General features: G+C 70.0%; 12 protein-coding genes. 2 read left to right on the top strand and 10 right to left on the bottom strand.

Translation table 11 applies throughout. The annotated features are described in order from the left end of the window. Positions 1-480: 480 nt before the first annotated feature. From LWC33_RS30800 to LWC33_RS30790, 3 genes are read right to left on the bottom strand one after another with little or no spacing between them, the layout of a single operon-like run. Positions 481-1,923, bottom strand: a complete 1,443-nt coding sequence (locus LWC33_RS30800; protein ID WP_233308217.1) for a carboxylesterase/lipase family protein — start codon at positions 1,921-1,923, stop codon at positions 481-483. Positions 1,924-1,936: 13 nt separating this feature from the next. Next, complete coding sequence (locus tag LWC33_RS30795) at positions 1,937-2,788, bottom strand: alpha/beta fold hydrolase (RefSeq protein ID WP_233308216.1); 852 nt, start codon at positions 2,786-2,788, stop codon at positions 1,937-1,939. Between the two features lie 34 nt (positions 2,789-2,822). Further along, a complete protein-coding gene (locus tag LWC33_RS30790) occupies positions 2,823-4,124 on the bottom strand; it encodes an MFS transporter (protein WP_233308215.1) in 1,302 nt (433 codons plus the stop codon). 134 nt (positions 4,125-4,258) lie between these two features. Here LWC33_RS30790 and LWC33_RS30785 point away from each other — a divergent pair, with 134 nt between their 5' ends. After that, entirely contained in the window at positions 4,259-5,443 is a 1,185-nt protein-coding gene (locus LWC33_RS30785; protein ID WP_233308214.1) for an ROK family protein, read from the top strand. Between the two features lie 691 nt (positions 5,444-6,134). On the opposite strand, the gene LWC33_RS30780 is transcribed toward LWC33_RS30785, so the two are convergent. Together LWC33_RS30780 and LWC33_RS30775 are read right to left on the bottom strand one after the other, a co-directional pair. Then, positions 6,135-6,956 carry an adenylyltransferase/cytidyltransferase family protein gene (locus LWC33_RS30780; RefSeq protein ID WP_233308213.1) on the bottom strand — a complete coding sequence of 274 codons (822 nt, stop codon included), beginning with the start codon at positions 6,954-6,956 and terminating at the stop codon, positions 6,135-6,137. Between the two features lie 48 nt (positions 6,957-7,004). Next, a complete protein-coding gene (locus LWC33_RS30775) occupies positions 7,005-7,769 on the bottom strand; it encodes a p-hydroxycinnamoyl CoA hydratase/lyase (RefSeq protein WP_233308218.1) in 765 nt (254 codons plus the stop codon). Here LWC33_RS30775 and LWC33_RS30770 point away from each other — a divergent pair. Beyond that, positions 7,738-8,832 (top strand): PaaX family transcriptional regulator, encoded by a 1,095-nt coding sequence (locus tag LWC33_RS30770; protein WP_233308212.1) that lies wholly within the window; start codon positions 7,738-7,740, stop codon positions 8,830-8,832. The two genes, LWC33_RS30775 and LWC33_RS30770, sit on opposite strands and share 32 nt — an antisense overlap. Positions 8,833-8,845: 13 nt before the next feature. On the opposite strand, the gene LWC33_RS30765 is transcribed toward LWC33_RS30770, so the two are convergent. From LWC33_RS30765 to LWC33_RS30745, 5 genes are all read right to left on the bottom strand, one after another. Then, complete coding sequence (locus LWC33_RS30765) at positions 8,846-10,630, bottom strand: acyl-CoA dehydrogenase C-terminal domain-containing protein (RefSeq protein WP_233308211.1); 1,785 nt, start codon at positions 10,628-10,630, stop codon at positions 8,846-8,848. Between the two features lie 42 nt (positions 10,631-10,672). Further along, positions 10,673-12,265, bottom strand: a complete 1,593-nt coding sequence (locus LWC33_RS30760; protein ID WP_233308210.1) for a class I adenylate-forming enzyme family protein — start codon at positions 12,263-12,265, stop codon at positions 10,673-10,675. Positions 12,266-12,319: 54 nt separating this feature from the next. Beyond that, positions 12,320-12,751: a cupin domain-containing protein gene (locus tag LWC33_RS30755; protein ID WP_233308209.1), complete on the bottom strand. Its 432-nt coding sequence runs from the start codon at positions 12,749-12,751 to the stop codon at positions 12,320-12,322. 157 nt (positions 12,752-12,908) lie between these two features. Then, positions 12,909-14,252: an MFS transporter gene (locus LWC33_RS30750; RefSeq protein WP_233308208.1), complete on the bottom strand. Its 1,344-nt coding sequence runs from the start codon at positions 14,250-14,252 to the stop codon at positions 12,909-12,911. Then, the gene (locus LWC33_RS30745) at positions 14,249-15,370 is read right to left on the bottom strand and encodes an alcohol dehydrogenase catalytic domain-containing protein (RefSeq protein ID WP_233308207.1); all 1,122 of its coding nucleotides are present in this window, start codon (positions 15,368-15,370) and stop codon (positions 14,249-14,251) included. Before LWC33_RS30745 ends, LWC33_RS30750 begins: the two co-directional genes overlap by 4 nt. Between the last annotated feature and the right edge of the window lie 178 nt (positions 15,371-15,548).

Here is a 15,548-nt window from a genome sequence, read left to right as displayed (position 1 = left end):
TAGAGCGCCACGAGCGTGAACGTCACACCCCAGGCCTTGACCCGGGACTCACCGAGCTCACCGACGAAACGAGTCGTCGGCGGACGGGGCGCATCGACCGTACTCATGGATCCCTCCATTGGAATCGAACGCGAGAGATCACGCTTGCCGCGTGCTCCCGGCGGGGCCGTCTCGGGCCTGCTCCGCTCTGGGTGTCAGTAGACGAGACCGTGATCACAACCGTCAAAGACGCAGGGGTGATGCGACCATGAGGGTGCGCCTATGGCCGGGCAGCCACGCCGACCGACCTGTGCAGGCCGCCGCCCCGGGCGAGCGAGTCCGGGCGGTCCGGCCAGAACGGCAACAGCTCGCCCCGGTGAACGGCACGAGCTTCCGACCACGTCGGAAGGGCGGCTGTCTACTCGTCGCGGTCCCGCCTTGCCCACACCACGGTGCACCGCTCGGCCCGGACGCGTCACGGGCCGAGCCGAGCGGGCGACCTCAGGCGATACGCGCCCCGCGGACGTGCGCGCGACACACGGCGTCGACTGTGCCGGTGGTGCGCGGGTGCTCGTCGCCACCGTCGTAGACCTGGAGGGACTCGGTCGTCCCGTCCGCGCGGCGGCCGTCGACCAGGCCGTCGCGCATGAACCGGACCCAGTCGCCGTGCATCCGGTCCGCCAGTGCCCGCGGCGGCTCGGGCCCCGTTAGGTCCGTCACGTGCTCGCGGTCGAGCAGGTCGAACACGAACGGCAGTTCGAGGTTGTGGCACGCCCCCGGCGCGCCGTCGAGTGCCCGGGTCCGCCAGCCGAACTCGTAGCCGTGGACGGGCACGCCCGCCGCCGCGGCGTCGCGCATCCAGTCCAGGAGGGGGCCGACGAACAGGTCGTGCTCGCGGACCTTACGGACGAGGGTGCCCCACCCCGCTGCGGGCAGGGCGTCGTGCAGTGCGTCGAGGAGGTCCTCGGATCCCGGCTCCTTGAGCTCGGCGACCGCCGCTGCCCGGTCCAGGTCGGGATCCGGCGAGGAGAACAGGCCGAACTCGTCCGAGCAGAATCCCGCCAGCACCGGCACGGCCGCGTCGGCGAACGCCGGCACGGCCGGGAAGTCCGGATCCGCGACCACGGACAGCGGGTGGCTGCCGCTGCCGGGATCGCCGGGGCGCCCGGCGACGTCGAGCGTCGCCGCGAGCAGGACCTCCTCCGGAACGGCGGCGAGTGCCTCCGGTGTGGCGGGGATGCCGAGACAACGCGCGACGGCATGTGTGGTCCGCAGCGCCTGCTCCGGCTCGATGCCGGTCCACACCGGCCCGCTCTGGTTGATGCCGCGGTGGATCAGCCCGCGGACCGCGGGGGCGGACAGCAGCCGGGCGACGCTCGCCCCGCCCGCGGACTGCCCGAAGACGGTGACCCTGCCCGGGTCCCCGCCGAAGTCCGCGATGTGGTCACGCACCCAGCGCAGGGCGGCGACCTGGTCGCGCAGCCCGAGGTTCGCGGGGCCGCCCTCGAAGAGCCCGAACCCGTCGAGCCCGACGCGGTACTGGATCGAGACCGCGACGATCCCGTCCCGGGCGAAGGCGGCTCCGTCGTAGAGCGGGAGCAGCCCGTTGCCCTCCTTGAACGCCCCGCCGTAGATCCAGACGCAGACGGGCGCCGCACCCGACCGGTCCGCCGTCCAGACGTTGAGGTTGAGGGTGTCGTCCCCGCGGACCCAGCCCGACGCGGCCAGTCGCCGATGCAGCGGGTTGTCGACCTCGGCCTGTGGAGAGGTCGGACCGGGCCGGGTGGCGTCCCGGATGCCGGCCCACGGCGTGCGCTCCTGCGCCTCGCGGAACCGCAGGGCACCGATCGGCGCCTCGGCGTACGGCACCCCGGTGAAGCGCTCGATCCCGCCGGTGAGGGTGACGCCCTCGAGCCTGCCGAGCCGGGTGGTGATGACGGCCATCGGTTCCTCTCGTTCAGCCGGCGGCGGGCTCGGCGCGCCGCGCCGTGCGGGTGATCACGCGCACGTACTCGTCCCACAGCGGCTCGACGAGCTCGTGGCCCATCCCGGCGTAGACGTGCAGCTCCGACCCGGGGATCGCCCGGTGCAGGTCCACTGCGGCGCGCGGGTCCAGGTGGGCGTCCGCATCGCCGTGGATGATCGACACGGGGACGGTCAGCGTGCCGAGCTCGGGCAGCACCCCGACGCTGCGGGCCATGGCCGCGGCCTGGCGGGGGAACCCGTCCGGTCGGTAGCTGCGGTCGTAGCACGACGCCGCCAGCTCGCGGATCCACGCCTCGTCGAACGGGAAGCCCGGCGACGAGCTCACCCGCTCCCGGTCGACCATCGCCTCGATCGCCGCGTCCCGGCCGAGCGTCTCCTGGACGACGGTCAGGTCCTTGGCGTCGTTCTTCACCGCGTAGTCGGCCAACGGCAGCGGCGCGGTGTAGACGAGGTTGAGGCTGCGGACCCGCTCGGGATGCCGGGCAGCGAGCGCCTGGGCGATCATGCCGCCCATCGACTGGCCGACCACGTGGGCGGTGTCGTACCCGAGGTCGTCGATCACCGCGACGACGTCCGCGGCCATGTCGTCGACGGTGTAGCCGCCGTCGACGTCGGTCGGCCCGCCGGTCATCGAGCTCAGCCCGACGTCCCGGTTGTCCAGCAGGACGGGCCGGAAGCCCTCGTCGACGAAGCGAGCGACGAGCCGCGGGTGCCAGCCGACGAGCTGCATGGTGAAACCCTCGACGAACACGATCGGTGGCGCCGACGCGTCACCGGCGGTCTCGTAGTAGACGTCGATCGCGCCGTTGTGGGCGTAGGGCATCGGGGTTCCTTTCCGACGGGAGGAGGCGGGGGGGTCAGCGCAGGCTGCGGACGAGCATCAGAACCAGACCACCGAGGACGGCGGTCACGGCGGCGAAGAGGAACACCGCGTCGTACCCGTCGAAGGCCAGGATCAGCCCACCGGCGATCATCGGGGCCACGACCTGCGGGCCGGAGGTGCCGACCGCGAGGACGGCCATGTCGCGGCCCTCGTTCTCGCGGTCGGGCAGCACCAGGGACATGATCGCGATGTCGAGCGCCATGTAGGCGCCGAAGAACGCACCGGTGAAGATGCTGTAGACCACGAGGCCGGTGTAGCTGGTCCACAGCACGGGGATGAGCAGCGAGACGCCCATCAGCACACCGCAGAGCCCGACGACGAGCTTGCGGCGGTCCAGCTTGTCGGCGAGCCACCCGATGACGGGCACCACCACGACCCAGCTGACCGTGTTGACCGTGGTCAGGATGCTGACGCCGACCGCGATGTCCCCGCCGGGGACGTTCGCCGCGCCGATCTCGTCCTGCACGATGTAGTACAGGTAGCCGCTCGACACGAAGTAGGCCAGGAACAGCAGCAGCCGCGAGACGAACACGATCGTGAAGTCGAAGCTGCGGAAGCTGCCGAAGAAGCGGCCGACGACGTGGATCGGGTTGCGGCTCTTCGGCTCCGCAGGCGGAGCGTCCGCCGCGGGGGCGTGCCCGTGAAAGGCGCCCTCGGGCGCACCGACGACCAGGGCGATCGCGGTGGCGATGAAGATCGCCGCGATCACGACGTAGCCCATCGTCGACGACAGGTGCGCGACGAGGTTCACGCCCACCAGGACGCCGAGCGGGATGGCCAGGCCGAGCACGGCGGATGCGGTGCCTCGGCGGTTCTCCGAGACGCGGTCGGGCAGGATCGCCGTGATCACGGCCTGGTAGTAGTTCATCGTGAACCACAGCACGGTGTAGACAGACGCCAGGACCACGATGTTTGCGGCGGTGCCCATCACGGCCGTGAGCAGCGCGGACGCCACACCGGCGAGGATCAGCCACGGGGTCCGGCGGCCGAACCGACCCCGGGTCCGGTCCGAGATCGCCCCGCCTGCGGGCAGCGCGACGACCGCGGCGATCGACGACAGCGTGGTGAGCAGGGCGAGGTTCTGGATCTTGTTCGCCGAGTCGATCGCATCGAGCTGCGCGGGCAGCAGGATCTGCTGGATCGCCTGGTAGACCGCGTACATCCCCACCGTTGCGGGGAGCAGGAAGGTCAGCAGCCGCGGTAGTCCCACCTGGCGCGGGCTCGACGTCTCCTGCGCCGTGCCCTCGTCCTGCGACGGGCTCAGTCCCCTGGTCATGGCTCTCCTATGAACGCGAGGGATCGGCCGACGTGGCCGGTCCCGTGACGGGATGCGAGGACGATAACCCACTTTTATCGAACTGCGAAGAAAAACCTTCGGTGTCTGTCCGATCACCCTCTACCATCGTCCACGTGACGCAGACCGGGACCGAGGTGCAGCGCACCGCGGACATCCGCCGGGCGAACCTGGCCGCGGTCCTCCGCCATGTGGATCTCCATCCGGGCAGCTCGCAGACCGACCTGCGCGCTGCCCTCGGCCTCGCCACCGGCGGGGTCAGCGCACTGGTCTCGCAGCTTCAGACCCTCGACGTCCTCGCAGGCGACCGCGCGGCCCACGGCGGCGCCGGCCGCCCGAGGCGGGTGCTGCGGATCCACGCCCCCGGCCGGGTCGCTGTCGGGGTCGAGGTGACCGTGGACGCCGTACTGGTCCGCGTGCTCGCCATGGACGGGACCGAGATCGCGCGCCGCGACACCCCACTCGGACCGGTTCCGTCCTCCCCCGCCGAGCTCGGTCGCCTCGTCGGCGAGCGGATGGCGGCGGCCGTACCGGCCGCGAGCACGCCCCTCACCCTGACGGTCGTGGTGCCCGGCGTCGTGAGCGGCGACCAGTTCACCCTCCCCGCCTTCGGCTGGCACTACCGGCCGATCGCCGAGACGCTGGCCACCGCCCCGGACGTCCCGGTCGTCCGGCTGCTCAACGACGGCGACACCGCCGCACTGGGTGAGCTGCGCCGAGGCGTGCTGCGCGGCTGCCAGACCGCCGTGGCGATCCACGGCAGCAACGGGATCGCGGGCGGCATCGTGTCGGGTGGCGACATCCTGACCGGCTGCCTTGGACTCGCCGGCGAGATCGGGCACGTGATCGTGGCACCCGAGGGGCCGCCGTGCGAGTGCGGCCAGCGCGGCTGCCTCGCCCAGGTCGCCTCGGTCCGGGCCATGGCCCGCGACCTCGACGAGACCGCGCTCCTGCTGACACAGGGATACTGGGACTACGCCGCCTCGCTCGCGGCCCGGGCCGAAGGGGGCGAGGCGGCCGTCCGGGCGGTCCTCGACGAGGCCCGCCGCACCCTGGGGACGGTACTGCAGACCCTCGGCGCCATCGTCAGTCCGGAACGGATCGTGCTGACCGGGAACCTCGTCCCGCTCGGGAAGCACCTGCTCCCCGACCCGCCACGTCCCCTCGCGGCGGGCGGACTGTGGGAGCGCCCGGTGCTGCTCAGCGGGTTCGGCGGGGACAGCGTTCTGATCGGAGCCGCCGAGGACGCCCGCCAGGCCTACTTCGACGACGTCGTGAGGTTGTCCGCGAGAGGGGCGTGAGCCGTGGTCCTCGCCGCGGGATCGGGCGCGGCGACGACCTCACGGCCGCCGCGCGCGATTGCGCGCTTGTCGGTGCATCGGGCTCGAGTCGGACCGCGCGCCTGAGCTGGTCCATCTCCGCAGAGGGTGCCGGGACCCCAGCTCCCCTCTCGCGAGAGCTGTCGACCGTCAGTCGACACCACGATCCTCACCACTCTCCGGCGCGGCCACCACAATCCCCGTCACGGCGCCGGCTCTGGCACGTCCCCGAGGACTACGGGGCAGACGGCACCCCGGGGATCTCGTTGGCCGACATGGACCTGCGCACTTACATGCGTAGCGAGGTCGGCGGCGGGCTGCTCGTCGGCGGCACCGAGCCCGAGTGTCGCAGCCATAGACTCGTGCGGTCGCGCAGAGAGCCGCTCGGTGAGACGAGGCCGGAGGCTGTGCCGAGAGCCTGCCGGTCCGCCTCCCCTGGCGACACCAGAAGGGCCTGCGCTTTTGCGCCGGCAAACTCTTCTCTGCGTGAGCAGGCGATACCACTGTCACGCACCAGCACGCCGCCCAGGCCAGCGTCCCCTCGCCCCGGATCGGGATTGCCAATGTACGGAAGGATTTCTTGACGGAAGCCGTCCCACTTCACCCATTCGGAACCACGTCCCAGGAAAGGGGGGCTCATAGATTGATCAGTCGCGACCAACCTGCCTGTTCGCTACTCACCTACTGCGCCGCGCCTGAGGAATGTAACCAGAACCCTGCTTCCATGGCTTGCGCGATGGTCAAGGACAGTCAGCTGCCCACAGGTGTCGACCTCGACTTCTCCGATCTGACCATTGATGAGCGCTTCGTAACGCCCGGCGGGTGGTAGGGCCGTCCCAGAGGCGAGGGCGACGACGCCTCCCAGGGCGCGGCCATCGACGCGGTGTGGTCGTCCGAGCACCCGCGCAGTGGCGTCGAGGTCACCGGCGCGGATGCAGCGGCGGACGTAGGTCGACGAGCATGGGGCGTTGATGGCCTGAAGAAGTGGCACGCCGTGCACACTGAAGCCGTACTCGCGGCCGAGCTCGTCAAGGGTGTCGACCGTGCCCGCCCTCCGGGCGCCGAAGGTGAAGTTGGCACCGACGACCACCGCCGTCGCCCGTAGGCCGCGGGCCAGCACGTCCCGGGCGAACTCCGTAGGCGTGCGAGAGGCCAGTTGAGGCGTGAACGGCAGGACGCATACAGCGTCGACGCCAGCGGCAATGGCGAGCTCAGCCCGGTGATCGATTGTGGAGAGGGCGGAGGTGTCCCGGTCGAGCCCCAGCACCCGGGCGGGGTGGGGATCGAAGGTCACCAGGACGACAGGGAGGCCTCTGCAACGGCCAATCTCACGAGCTCGGTCGATCAGGCGGCGATGACCGCGGTGAACGCCGTCGAAGACTCCGACAGTGGCGACGCAGGACCCGAAGACAGCAGGTAGCTCTGACCCGCGCCACACCCGTATCGACGTCGAATCTGTGGCTGAGTTCGCTGGCCGGATGTCTACCGCAGTCATCGCTCGAGCCCCCGTTCTTTCAGGAGAGAGTCCGTGGATAGCTCGGATTCAGCGCCGGTAGCCCTCGAGCCCCGGCCGGATCGACTTCTCGTCCAGGAACTGGGTGAGGCCCTTCGAGCGCCCCTGCTCGGTGTCGGTGTACTGGGCCTCGGCGAACTTGGCGTTGATGTAGTTCTCGCCTTCGCTCCAGCCCATCGTGCGAAGGTGCCGGATGGTCTCCTTGGTCCCGCGAACGATCGCCGGGTTCTTGCTCTTCATGAGCTCCGCGATCTCCAGGACACGGGCCAGCAACCGCTCCCGAGGGACCGACTCGTTGACTAGACCCATCTCGGCGGCCTTCCGACCGTCGAAGGTCTCGCCGGTGATGCTGTAGTACATCGCATCGCGCAGGTTCATGGTCTGGATGACCGCGTGCGGGACGTTGCCGCCGGGGATGATCCCCCAGTTCACCTCGGAGAGCCCGAAGAGTGCGTCGTCGGCGGTGACGGCGAGGTCGCAGCTCGACAACGGCAGGAAGCCTCCTCCGAAGCAGAATCCGTTGACCATCGCGATGGTGGTGACGGGAAGCTGTCGCAGTCGGGGGCCCTGCCACTCGAAGGCCGAGCGCTGGACGATGTCCCGCTGGGCCCGCGACATCGAGTCGGTGTCGCGGAAGAACTCCTTGAGGTCCATCCCCGCGGTGAAGGCCTCCCCTGCACCGGTGAGAACCATGACGCGCGCCTCGGCGTCCAAGGCGACGGCGTCGAGGACCTCGAGCATCTCGTTGTTCAGGGTCGGGCTCATGCAGTTGCGCTTCTCGGGGCGGTTCAACACCACCCAGGCGATTCCGTCCGCAACGCTCGCCTTAACGGTGCTCCAGCTCCCCAGCTCGCGGCCGGACGGCAGCGTGGCGGACAGCGGCTCTTCGGTGGTCGTCATGAGGGACCCTTCTTCGTCGACGGGTGCGGGCCAGCATCGGACCCACCGCAACGTTAGCCACTTTCACTTCCCAACGTCAATGTTCCGACGAACGTTTCTGGTCTACGATCACTTCATGGCCACACCCGCCCAGGCGACGACCACGCTCGAACCTGAGGTCGCGCGGGCTCGGCGCCCCAAGTGGCTCACGCTGATGCTCCTCGGGCACCTGACCCATGAGGAGCCGATCGCCGTCTCGACCGGAACCTTCATCGAGGCCCTGTCCCGGCTGGGAGTCGGCAGTCACGCGGTGCGGTCGACCTTGTCGCGCTTGGTGGACAGCGGCATGCTGCGGCGGCACCGCCGTGGCCGGGAAACCTTCTATTCCCTCACCCCGCACGGGTCTCGGATCCTGCGGGCGGGCAACGCGCAGGCTTGGCGACGGGCCGACGCCGGGTGGGACGGGACCTGGACGGTTCTCGCCTACTCGATTCCGGAGGAACGGCGGGCCGAGCGGCTGCGGCTGCGGTCCCGGCTCGCCTGGGGCGGGTTCGGCCTGCTCAGGAGCGGGCTCTGGGTGGCGCCGGGCTCAGTGGACGTCGAACCGCTCGTCGAGGGGCTGGACGTGCTCGCGGAGCTCCGGGTGTTCACCGGCACGCCGGCAGGCCGCAGCGCGGACGACCTGATCGAGGAGGCTTACGACTTGGAGGAGATCGCCGCCCGCTACCGGCGGTTCCTCACGCGCTGGGCAGAGGGGGCGGGGGATCTGCCCGACGAGCTGTGCGAGCTCTTGGTGCTGCGCAGCGAGTGGCAGCTGCTCGTCCAGGCCGATCCCCGGCTCCCGCTCGATCATCTGCCCCGTCCGTGGCCGGCGACGGCGGCAGAGGACGTGTTCCGGGCGCGTTATGCAGCTCTCGAGGGCCCCGCGATCCGTATCGGACAGGAGATCGCGGGGCAGCTCGAGACGCCGCCGGGCTAGCTCGCAGTGCAGGTCAGAACGTGGTCTCCGGGATCGCCATGGTCGCCTCCGCTCCCGCTCGCACGCGGGCGGCCAGCACGCCGACCTCAGGGAGCAGGTAGGCCCCGTAGAAGCGGGCTGTGTGAATCTTGTTCTGTAGGAATGCTGATCCGGCGGAGGCCAGACCCCTTCGGGCCGTCGCGGCCATCCGGACCCACAGGAAGCCCAGTGCGAGGTAGCCGATCAGCGTGAGGAAGTCGAGCGAGGCGGCGGCCATGCGCTCCGGATCGGACTTCCAGCGCGGCAGCTCTTCCCGGACGAGCCCGACGGTGGTCTCTAGGGCCGCGCGCAGGTCTCGCCCGAGGCCGGCGAGGTCGTCGTCGTCCGTGTCGAGCGCATCGAGCGTCCCCGCGACCGAGTCGAGGAACAGCCCGAGGGCTCGCCCGTCGTCCCCGACGACCTTACGACCGATGAAGTCCATGGCCTGAATGCCGCTGGTTCCCTCGCCGAGCCGGAGCATGCGAACGTCGCGCAGGTACTGCTCGGCCCCGTTCTCCCAGATGAAGCCGTGCCCGCCGAAGCACTGCAGTGCCATGTCGGCGCACTCGAAGGCCCGGTCGGTGAGGAACGCCTTGATCACGGGAGTGAGCAGAGAGACCAGCGCGTCGGCGGCGGCCCGCTGCTCCGCGTCCGGGTGTGCCTCGGCGAGGTCGAGTGTGAGGCTGGTCCAGTAGCACAGGGCTCGGCCGCCTTCGACGATTGCCCGCTGTGTCATGAGCATTCGACGGACGTCTGGATGCACGATGATCGGGTCGGCGGGCAGCTCGGGGTACTTCGGGCCGGACACCGAGCGGCCGGCCAGGCGGTCCTTCGTGTAGGTGAGCGCGTTGCGGTAGGCGGCGTCGGCGACACCGACGGCACAGACGCCGCTCGCCAGTCGCATGTGATTCATGATGACGAACATCGCGGCCATGCCCCGGTGAGGCTTCCCGATGAGATATCCGGTCGCGCCGTCGAAGTTCGTGACACAGGTCGGCGAGGCGTGCACGCCGAGCTTCTTCTCCAGGGAACCGACGGCGAAGGCGTTGCGTTCGCCGAGCGTGCCGTCCGGACCCACCAGGTACTTCGGGACCAGGAACAGGCTGATCCCCTTCACCCCCTCCGGGGCGTCCGGGAGTCGGGCGAGGACCAGGTGCACGACGTTCTCGCTCATGTCGTGGTCGGCCCAGCTGTTGAACATCTTCGTGCCTAGGATGCGGTAGGCACCCTCACCGTCCGGCTCGGCACGAGTCCGCAGCAGCCCCAGGGCCGAGCCGCACTGCGGCTCGGTCAACGACATCGCCGTCGTCCACTCGCCGGAGACGATCTTCGGCAGGTAACGGGCCCGGATCTCGTCGGTGCCGTGCTCCCGAATCACCCGGTAGGCGCCGGGGGAGATCAACGGGGCCATCGCGAACGACAGGTTCGCACCCGAGAGCATCTCCTCCATGAGCGAGTAGAGGATGCCCGGCATGCCCTCGCCGCCGTCCGCCTCCCGACACGTCAACGCCGGCCAGCCGCCTGCCACGAACCCGGTGTAGGCCTGTGCGAACCCCGGGGCCGAGAGCACTCCCTCCGGCCCGAGGGACGCCCCGACCCGGTCACCCTCAGCGTTGCATGATCCGATTTCCTTGGCCGCGAACTCACCGAATGCGTCGACGATGGACGACAGGAGATCCTCGTCGAGTTTGTCGAATCCAGGGTGGTCCAGGGCGCCCACTCCGAGGACGTCGTTGAGGACGAACTTGAGGTCCTCGTAGGGCGGGTGGTAGTCGACCATGTTCCTCTCAGCTTTCTCGGGACGCGGATAGGGGCACTGGCCTCAGCCGGAACCGACCGGCGTGACGGACACCCCGTTCTCGCGCAGCGCCCGGCGGTTGAGTTTGTTCGTGGCGGTCCTCGGCAGGGCCTGCACGAAGTGGAAGACCCGCGGCCGCTGGTAGCCCGACAGCGGTGACGCCGCCATGTACCGCTCGAGGTCCTCGGCGGTCGGGGTCGCGTCGGCCACCACCACGAACGCGTGCACCTGCTGGCCCCACTGAGGGTGCGGAACTCCGACCACAGCCGCGTCGATGACCGCCGGGTGACTCATGAGGACTTCCTCGACCGCCGCGGGCGCGATGTTGATCCCACCCGAGATGATCATGTCGTCGCTGCGGCCCTCGAAGTACAGGAAGCCGTCTGCGTCGAGCCGAGCCAGGTCGCCCGAACGCCACCAGCGACGCCCCTCGGCATCGACGTGGAAGAGCTTGGCGGTGTTCTCCGGGTCCTCCCAGATGCCCAGGGCGACGCTCGGGGAGGTCGCCATGACCTCGCCGACCGCTCCCGGCGGCAGAACTTCGTGCGCGGCGCCACCCTCGCGGACGATGCGCACCTCGGTGTCTGGGAAGGGCCGCCCGATGCTCCCCAGCCGCTCACCCGTCATATCGTCCGCGACGTGCACGGTCACCATGCCGAAGGTCTCCGTCGAGCCGTAGGCCTGTACGACCGTGCGACAGACGGTGTCCCGGATGCGGGTGAGGGTGCTGCGGTCCATCGACTCGGCGGCGAACTGGGCCAGGACCACGCTCTCGTAGGTCGCCGGGTCCGAGTCCAGGGTGAGCAGCTTGCGCCACATCGTCGGGGTGAGCGACATGTGCGTGATCCGCTCATGGCGCACTGTCTCGAGGTAGCGGCCGAGGTCGAAGTGCTCGAGGAACACCGTGCACGCCCCGGACACCAGGAACGGCAGCCAGGTGGCGTAGGCCGCGGTGAACGCGGTGCTGTAGGGCACCAGGATCCGCTGACCGGGCCGCAGCCCCGCATAGAGGCTCAAGGTGCTGCGGGCGGCCTCGACCGCGTTGCGGTGGGAGTGCACCACCCCCTTGGGCAGCGAGGTCGTCCCCGACGACAGGATGATCATCGCGACGTCGTCTTCGCCAGGGGCCCACAGGTCCCTGGCAGGCTCGTGCGCGGCGAGATCGCGCGGGATCTCCACCGGCGAGGCCGGTCCGGAGGACGGCGTCGCCGATCGCAGGGCCACACTCCTGACGGGGTGCACCGACTCCTCGCGCATGGCGGCGACGACGGGACCGAGTGAAGCGTCGTGCAGCAGCAACGACAGGTCGAACTTCTCGTACAACCGCGCTTGAAGGGCCGCGGACTCGCGGGTGTGCAGGACGACCGGGATGGCGCCCAGTCGCACGATGCCGAGCCAGGCGACCAGATGCACCGTCGAGGGAACGGTCAGCAGGCCGACCCGCGACCCGGGGACCACGCCCTGCGCGCGCAGGAGCGTCGCGCATCGCCTGGACGCGTCGTCGAGAGCGGCGAACGTCAGGCGTGACACGCTGTCGACCGCGGCCTCGTAGTCCGGGTAGATCCGTGCCACCCGCTCGAACGCCGCACACACGGTCAGCGGGGCTGCGATCGTCACTTCGTCTCCTCTTCTGCGGACAGGGCGTGATCGTGAGGTCTGCGAGGGCGCAGATCAGCTGTCGCGATCGGTACCGATCAGTACGAAGGCGACCCGGGCGGGATCGGTTCCCTGGTTGCGCCATGCGTGCCGGGTGCGCTGCTGGATCACGACATCACCGGCCGCCAGCAGGGACGGGTCGCCGTCCCCCAGGTCGAGCCAGACCTTGCCCTGCAGCACGAGCGCGTAGTCGACGCTCTGCGTGGTGTGCATCCCGGGGTTGTCGCGCTCGAAGCGCTCCGCGAGCCCGGGCAGGTGCTGCATCTGCTCGGCCCCGGCCGAGGCGAAGTCGAACTCCGGCTGCGCCATGACCGAGTCCGGCGGGAAGTCGACGACGGCCAGGACGGTGTGTCCCGGCCCGGGATGCCAGGACACCCCGGGCGGCGCCGCCTCCTCGACGTCGATCTCGGGGTTGGGTGCGGTCGTCCAGAGCACGGCGGACGTCATACCCGGGATCGTGGCGAAGCGGTGCTCCGTCGGTACCGGGCCGTCGCTGAGGACGACCGCCTTCCCGTCACGCCTTCCCGTCACGAGTCTTCTCTGCCCCATGCGGGTTCACCTCCTGGATTCGTCGACGAGTTGTGCACGGAGAGTGGTGATGCGGTCAGTACGTTCCTGCTTCGGTCTGTTCGAGGGCAGTCGTCGGCCGCGCTGCGGGGCCCTGCTCGGCGGTCGCTCTTGCGACCCGCCGTCGGACGGACAGCCCGACGGCAGCCCCTGCCAGCGCCAGGACGCTGATCAGCCAGAAGTGCCAGGACTCGTGCCCGGCGGCCTTCAGCCCCAGTGCCACCAGCTCCGTCGTCCCCCCGGCGATGGCGAGGGCCGCGGCGAAGGTGAAGCCCGCGCCCAGGGCGCGCAGGTGCGGCGGGAAGAGGCTTGCGAGCACGGTCTGCTGAACAGAACCGAACATCGCCACGAAGAGCACCACCAAACCGGCCGCGAGCGCCACGGTCACCGCAGAGGGGGCACTGACCATGACCAGGTAGGCGGGCACCGAGAGCAGCCCGGCGCCGACGTAGCCGACGAGCAGCAGGGTCGCCGGACCCACCCGGTCACCGAGGATGCCCCAGAAGTAGGCAGACCCCGAGAAGACCACGAGGATGGCCGCGGAGGCGAACGACACCGAGCGCGGGTCCAGCCCGAGGGTGTTCACGCCGAACTTCTGGATGTAGGTCGAGAAGGTCAGCATGGTCGGGATGGTGAGGGTGACCATCAGGAACGCCAGCCCCGTCGCTGCGGGGTGGGAGGCGAACAGCTCACGCAGGCTTCCGCGTCGCTCGGGCTTGGCCTCGGCCGCCGCGAAGACCGGGCTCTCCACCATGCGCCGGCGCAGGTACACCACGACCAGCGCGCCGAGCAGGGCGACGCCGAAGGCGAGACGCCAGCCGAAGGAGGTCATCTGTTCGCGCGTGAGGAGGCTCTGCAGGATCAGCAGCACGACGAAGCCCGCGAGCTGCCCGCCCTGCGCCGACACGACGAACAGGCTCGAGTAACGGCCCCGCCGCTGCGGCGGGGCGATCTCGCGCAAGGTCGCGGCCACCGTGCCGAACTCACCGCCGTAGGCAAGACCCTGCAAGGCACGGGCAACCAGCAGGATCACCGAGGCCCACACCCCGACCTGGGCGTAGGTCGGCGCGACCGCCAGCAGGAGCGTGCCGAGGGTGATCACCGCGACCGACAGGGTCAACGCCGGCTTGCGGCCGTACCGATCGGAGATCGCACCCAGCACGATCGCACCCAGGGGCCGCAGCAGGTACCCGACCGCGAAGACCGCAGCGGACTGCAGCAGCGCCGACGTCGAGTCCGCAGCGTCGAACATCAACGGTGCGAAGTAGATCGCGAAGGTCGCGTAGACCATCCAGTCGAAGTACTCGATCGCCGTCCCCGCGGCGACCGCGACCGCAGCCCGCCGGCGATCCCCCGCGGAGATGACCGTCGGGACGGTCACCGTGACACCGTGCTCTGTCCGGGCATGACCACGACGTTCTCGAAGCCACCGGGCCGCGACCCGACCCGCTCGATGGCCTCGTTGACCTCAGGCAGCCCGAAGACCCGGTGTTCGAGGAAGGACAGGTCGATGACTCCCGCGCCGATCATTGCGATCATCTGGTCGGCGTCCTCGGCGCTGAACCACTGCGAGCCCATCACCTGGACGTCCAGCATCAGAATGTCCATGTAGGTCTGCGCGACGTCACCCAGGACACCCCCCGCGACCAGGACGGCTCGGCCACCGGGGCGCGCCGCGCGCAGCAGCCCACTCGTGCTGCCCGAGTCCCCACCGACGCCGAGGCAGTCGTAGATGACGTCGACACCTTCGCCTCCGGTGTGCTCGCGCGCCCACTCGACCAGGTCGACCCCGTCCTCGGACGAGATGGTGGACACGCGGTTCGGGGCGAGCTCACGCACCCGCTCGAGCACGGCGCGGTTGCGTCCCACACCGAGGATGCGGGTGGCCCCCATGCCGAGCGCGATCGCCACGGCCGCCACGCCGAGCGTGCCGGTGACCCCGTTGATCAGCAGTGTCTGGGCCGGGCCGAGCCCCGCCTTGCGCAAGGCGCCGTAGGAGGTGCCGACGTAGCCGAACCGGGCTGCGGTGCGCAGGTCGATGGTCTCGGGCAGGACAGCGACCCGGGAGTCGGGAGCGGTCACGTACTCCGAGAGGCCGCCGTAGGGGTACTGGTTGATCAGTGCGCCGCCGCCGGGGGTGGGGCTCATGTAGCCGCGGTAGTAGGCGCTCGGGCACAAGTCGCGTCGGTTGCGCCGGCAGGACGAGCAGTTGTCGCAGGTCATGAACGGATCGACGTAGACGCGCTGCCCGACCTGCAGGCCGATGACATGGTCTCCGACGGCCTCGATCGTGCCGGCCACATCGAGGCCGAACACGGCGGGGAGCGCGGGAAGAGTGAAGGGGGTGTACCCGTTGACGACGTTGGAGGTGTTGGGCACCAGACCGCAGGCTGCGACCTTGACCAGCACGTCCTTCGGGCCGGGAACCGGCTTGTCGGCGACGCCGACCTCGAGCGGCTTGCCCGTCTCGACGAGCCGGGCGACGTTGATCTTCGACACGTCTGAACCTCACTGTTCGACATGGCTGTGAGTGGTGAGCGTCCGCCCCGTACCGACGCTCCGTGGCGAGAGGAGCGTAGGAGCGGCGATCCACGCAACGGCACAGCCGGGGTGGCAATTCCTCTATGCGGGAGCCGCGGTTCCGGCCCGCGGCATGGCCGCAGAGCGCGGCCGATCG

It is taken from the genome of Pseudonocardia terrae, assembly GCF_021343995.1.
GTDB lineage: Bacteria > Actinomycetota > Actinomycetes > Mycobacteriales > Pseudonocardiaceae > Pseudonocardia > Pseudonocardia terrae.
This window is presented reverse-complemented; position numbering and strand designations above follow the sequence as displayed.

Excerpts from the sequence above, each read along its gene's own strand:
- LWC33_RS30800 (WP_233308217.1), bottom strand. The coding sequence starts at position 1,923 with ATGGCCGTCATCACCACCCGGCTCGGCAGGCTCGAGGGCGTCACCCTC.
- LWC33_RS30755 (WP_233308209.1), bottom strand. The coding sequence starts at position 12,751 with ATGACGTCCGCCGTGCTCTGGACGACCGCACCCAACCCCGAGATCGAC.
- LWC33_RS30795 (WP_233308216.1), bottom strand. The coding sequence starts at position 2,788 with ATGCCCTACGCCCACAACGGCGCGATCGACGTCTACTACGAGACCGCC.
- LWC33_RS30790 (WP_233308215.1), bottom strand. The coding sequence starts at position 4,124 with ATGACCAGGGGACTGAGCCCGTCGCAGGACGAGGGCACGGCGCAGGAG.
- LWC33_RS30780 (WP_233308213.1), bottom strand. The coding sequence starts at position 6,956 with ATGACTGCGGTAGACATCCGGCCAGCGAACTCAGCCACAGATTCGACG.
- LWC33_RS30770 (WP_233308212.1), top strand. The coding sequence starts at position 7,738 with ATGCAGTTGCGCTTCTCGGGGCGGTTCAACACCACCCAGGCGATTCCG.
- LWC33_RS30765 (WP_233308211.1), bottom strand. The coding sequence starts at position 10,630 with ATGGTCGACTACCACCCGCCCTACGAGGACCTCAAGTTCGTCCTCAAC.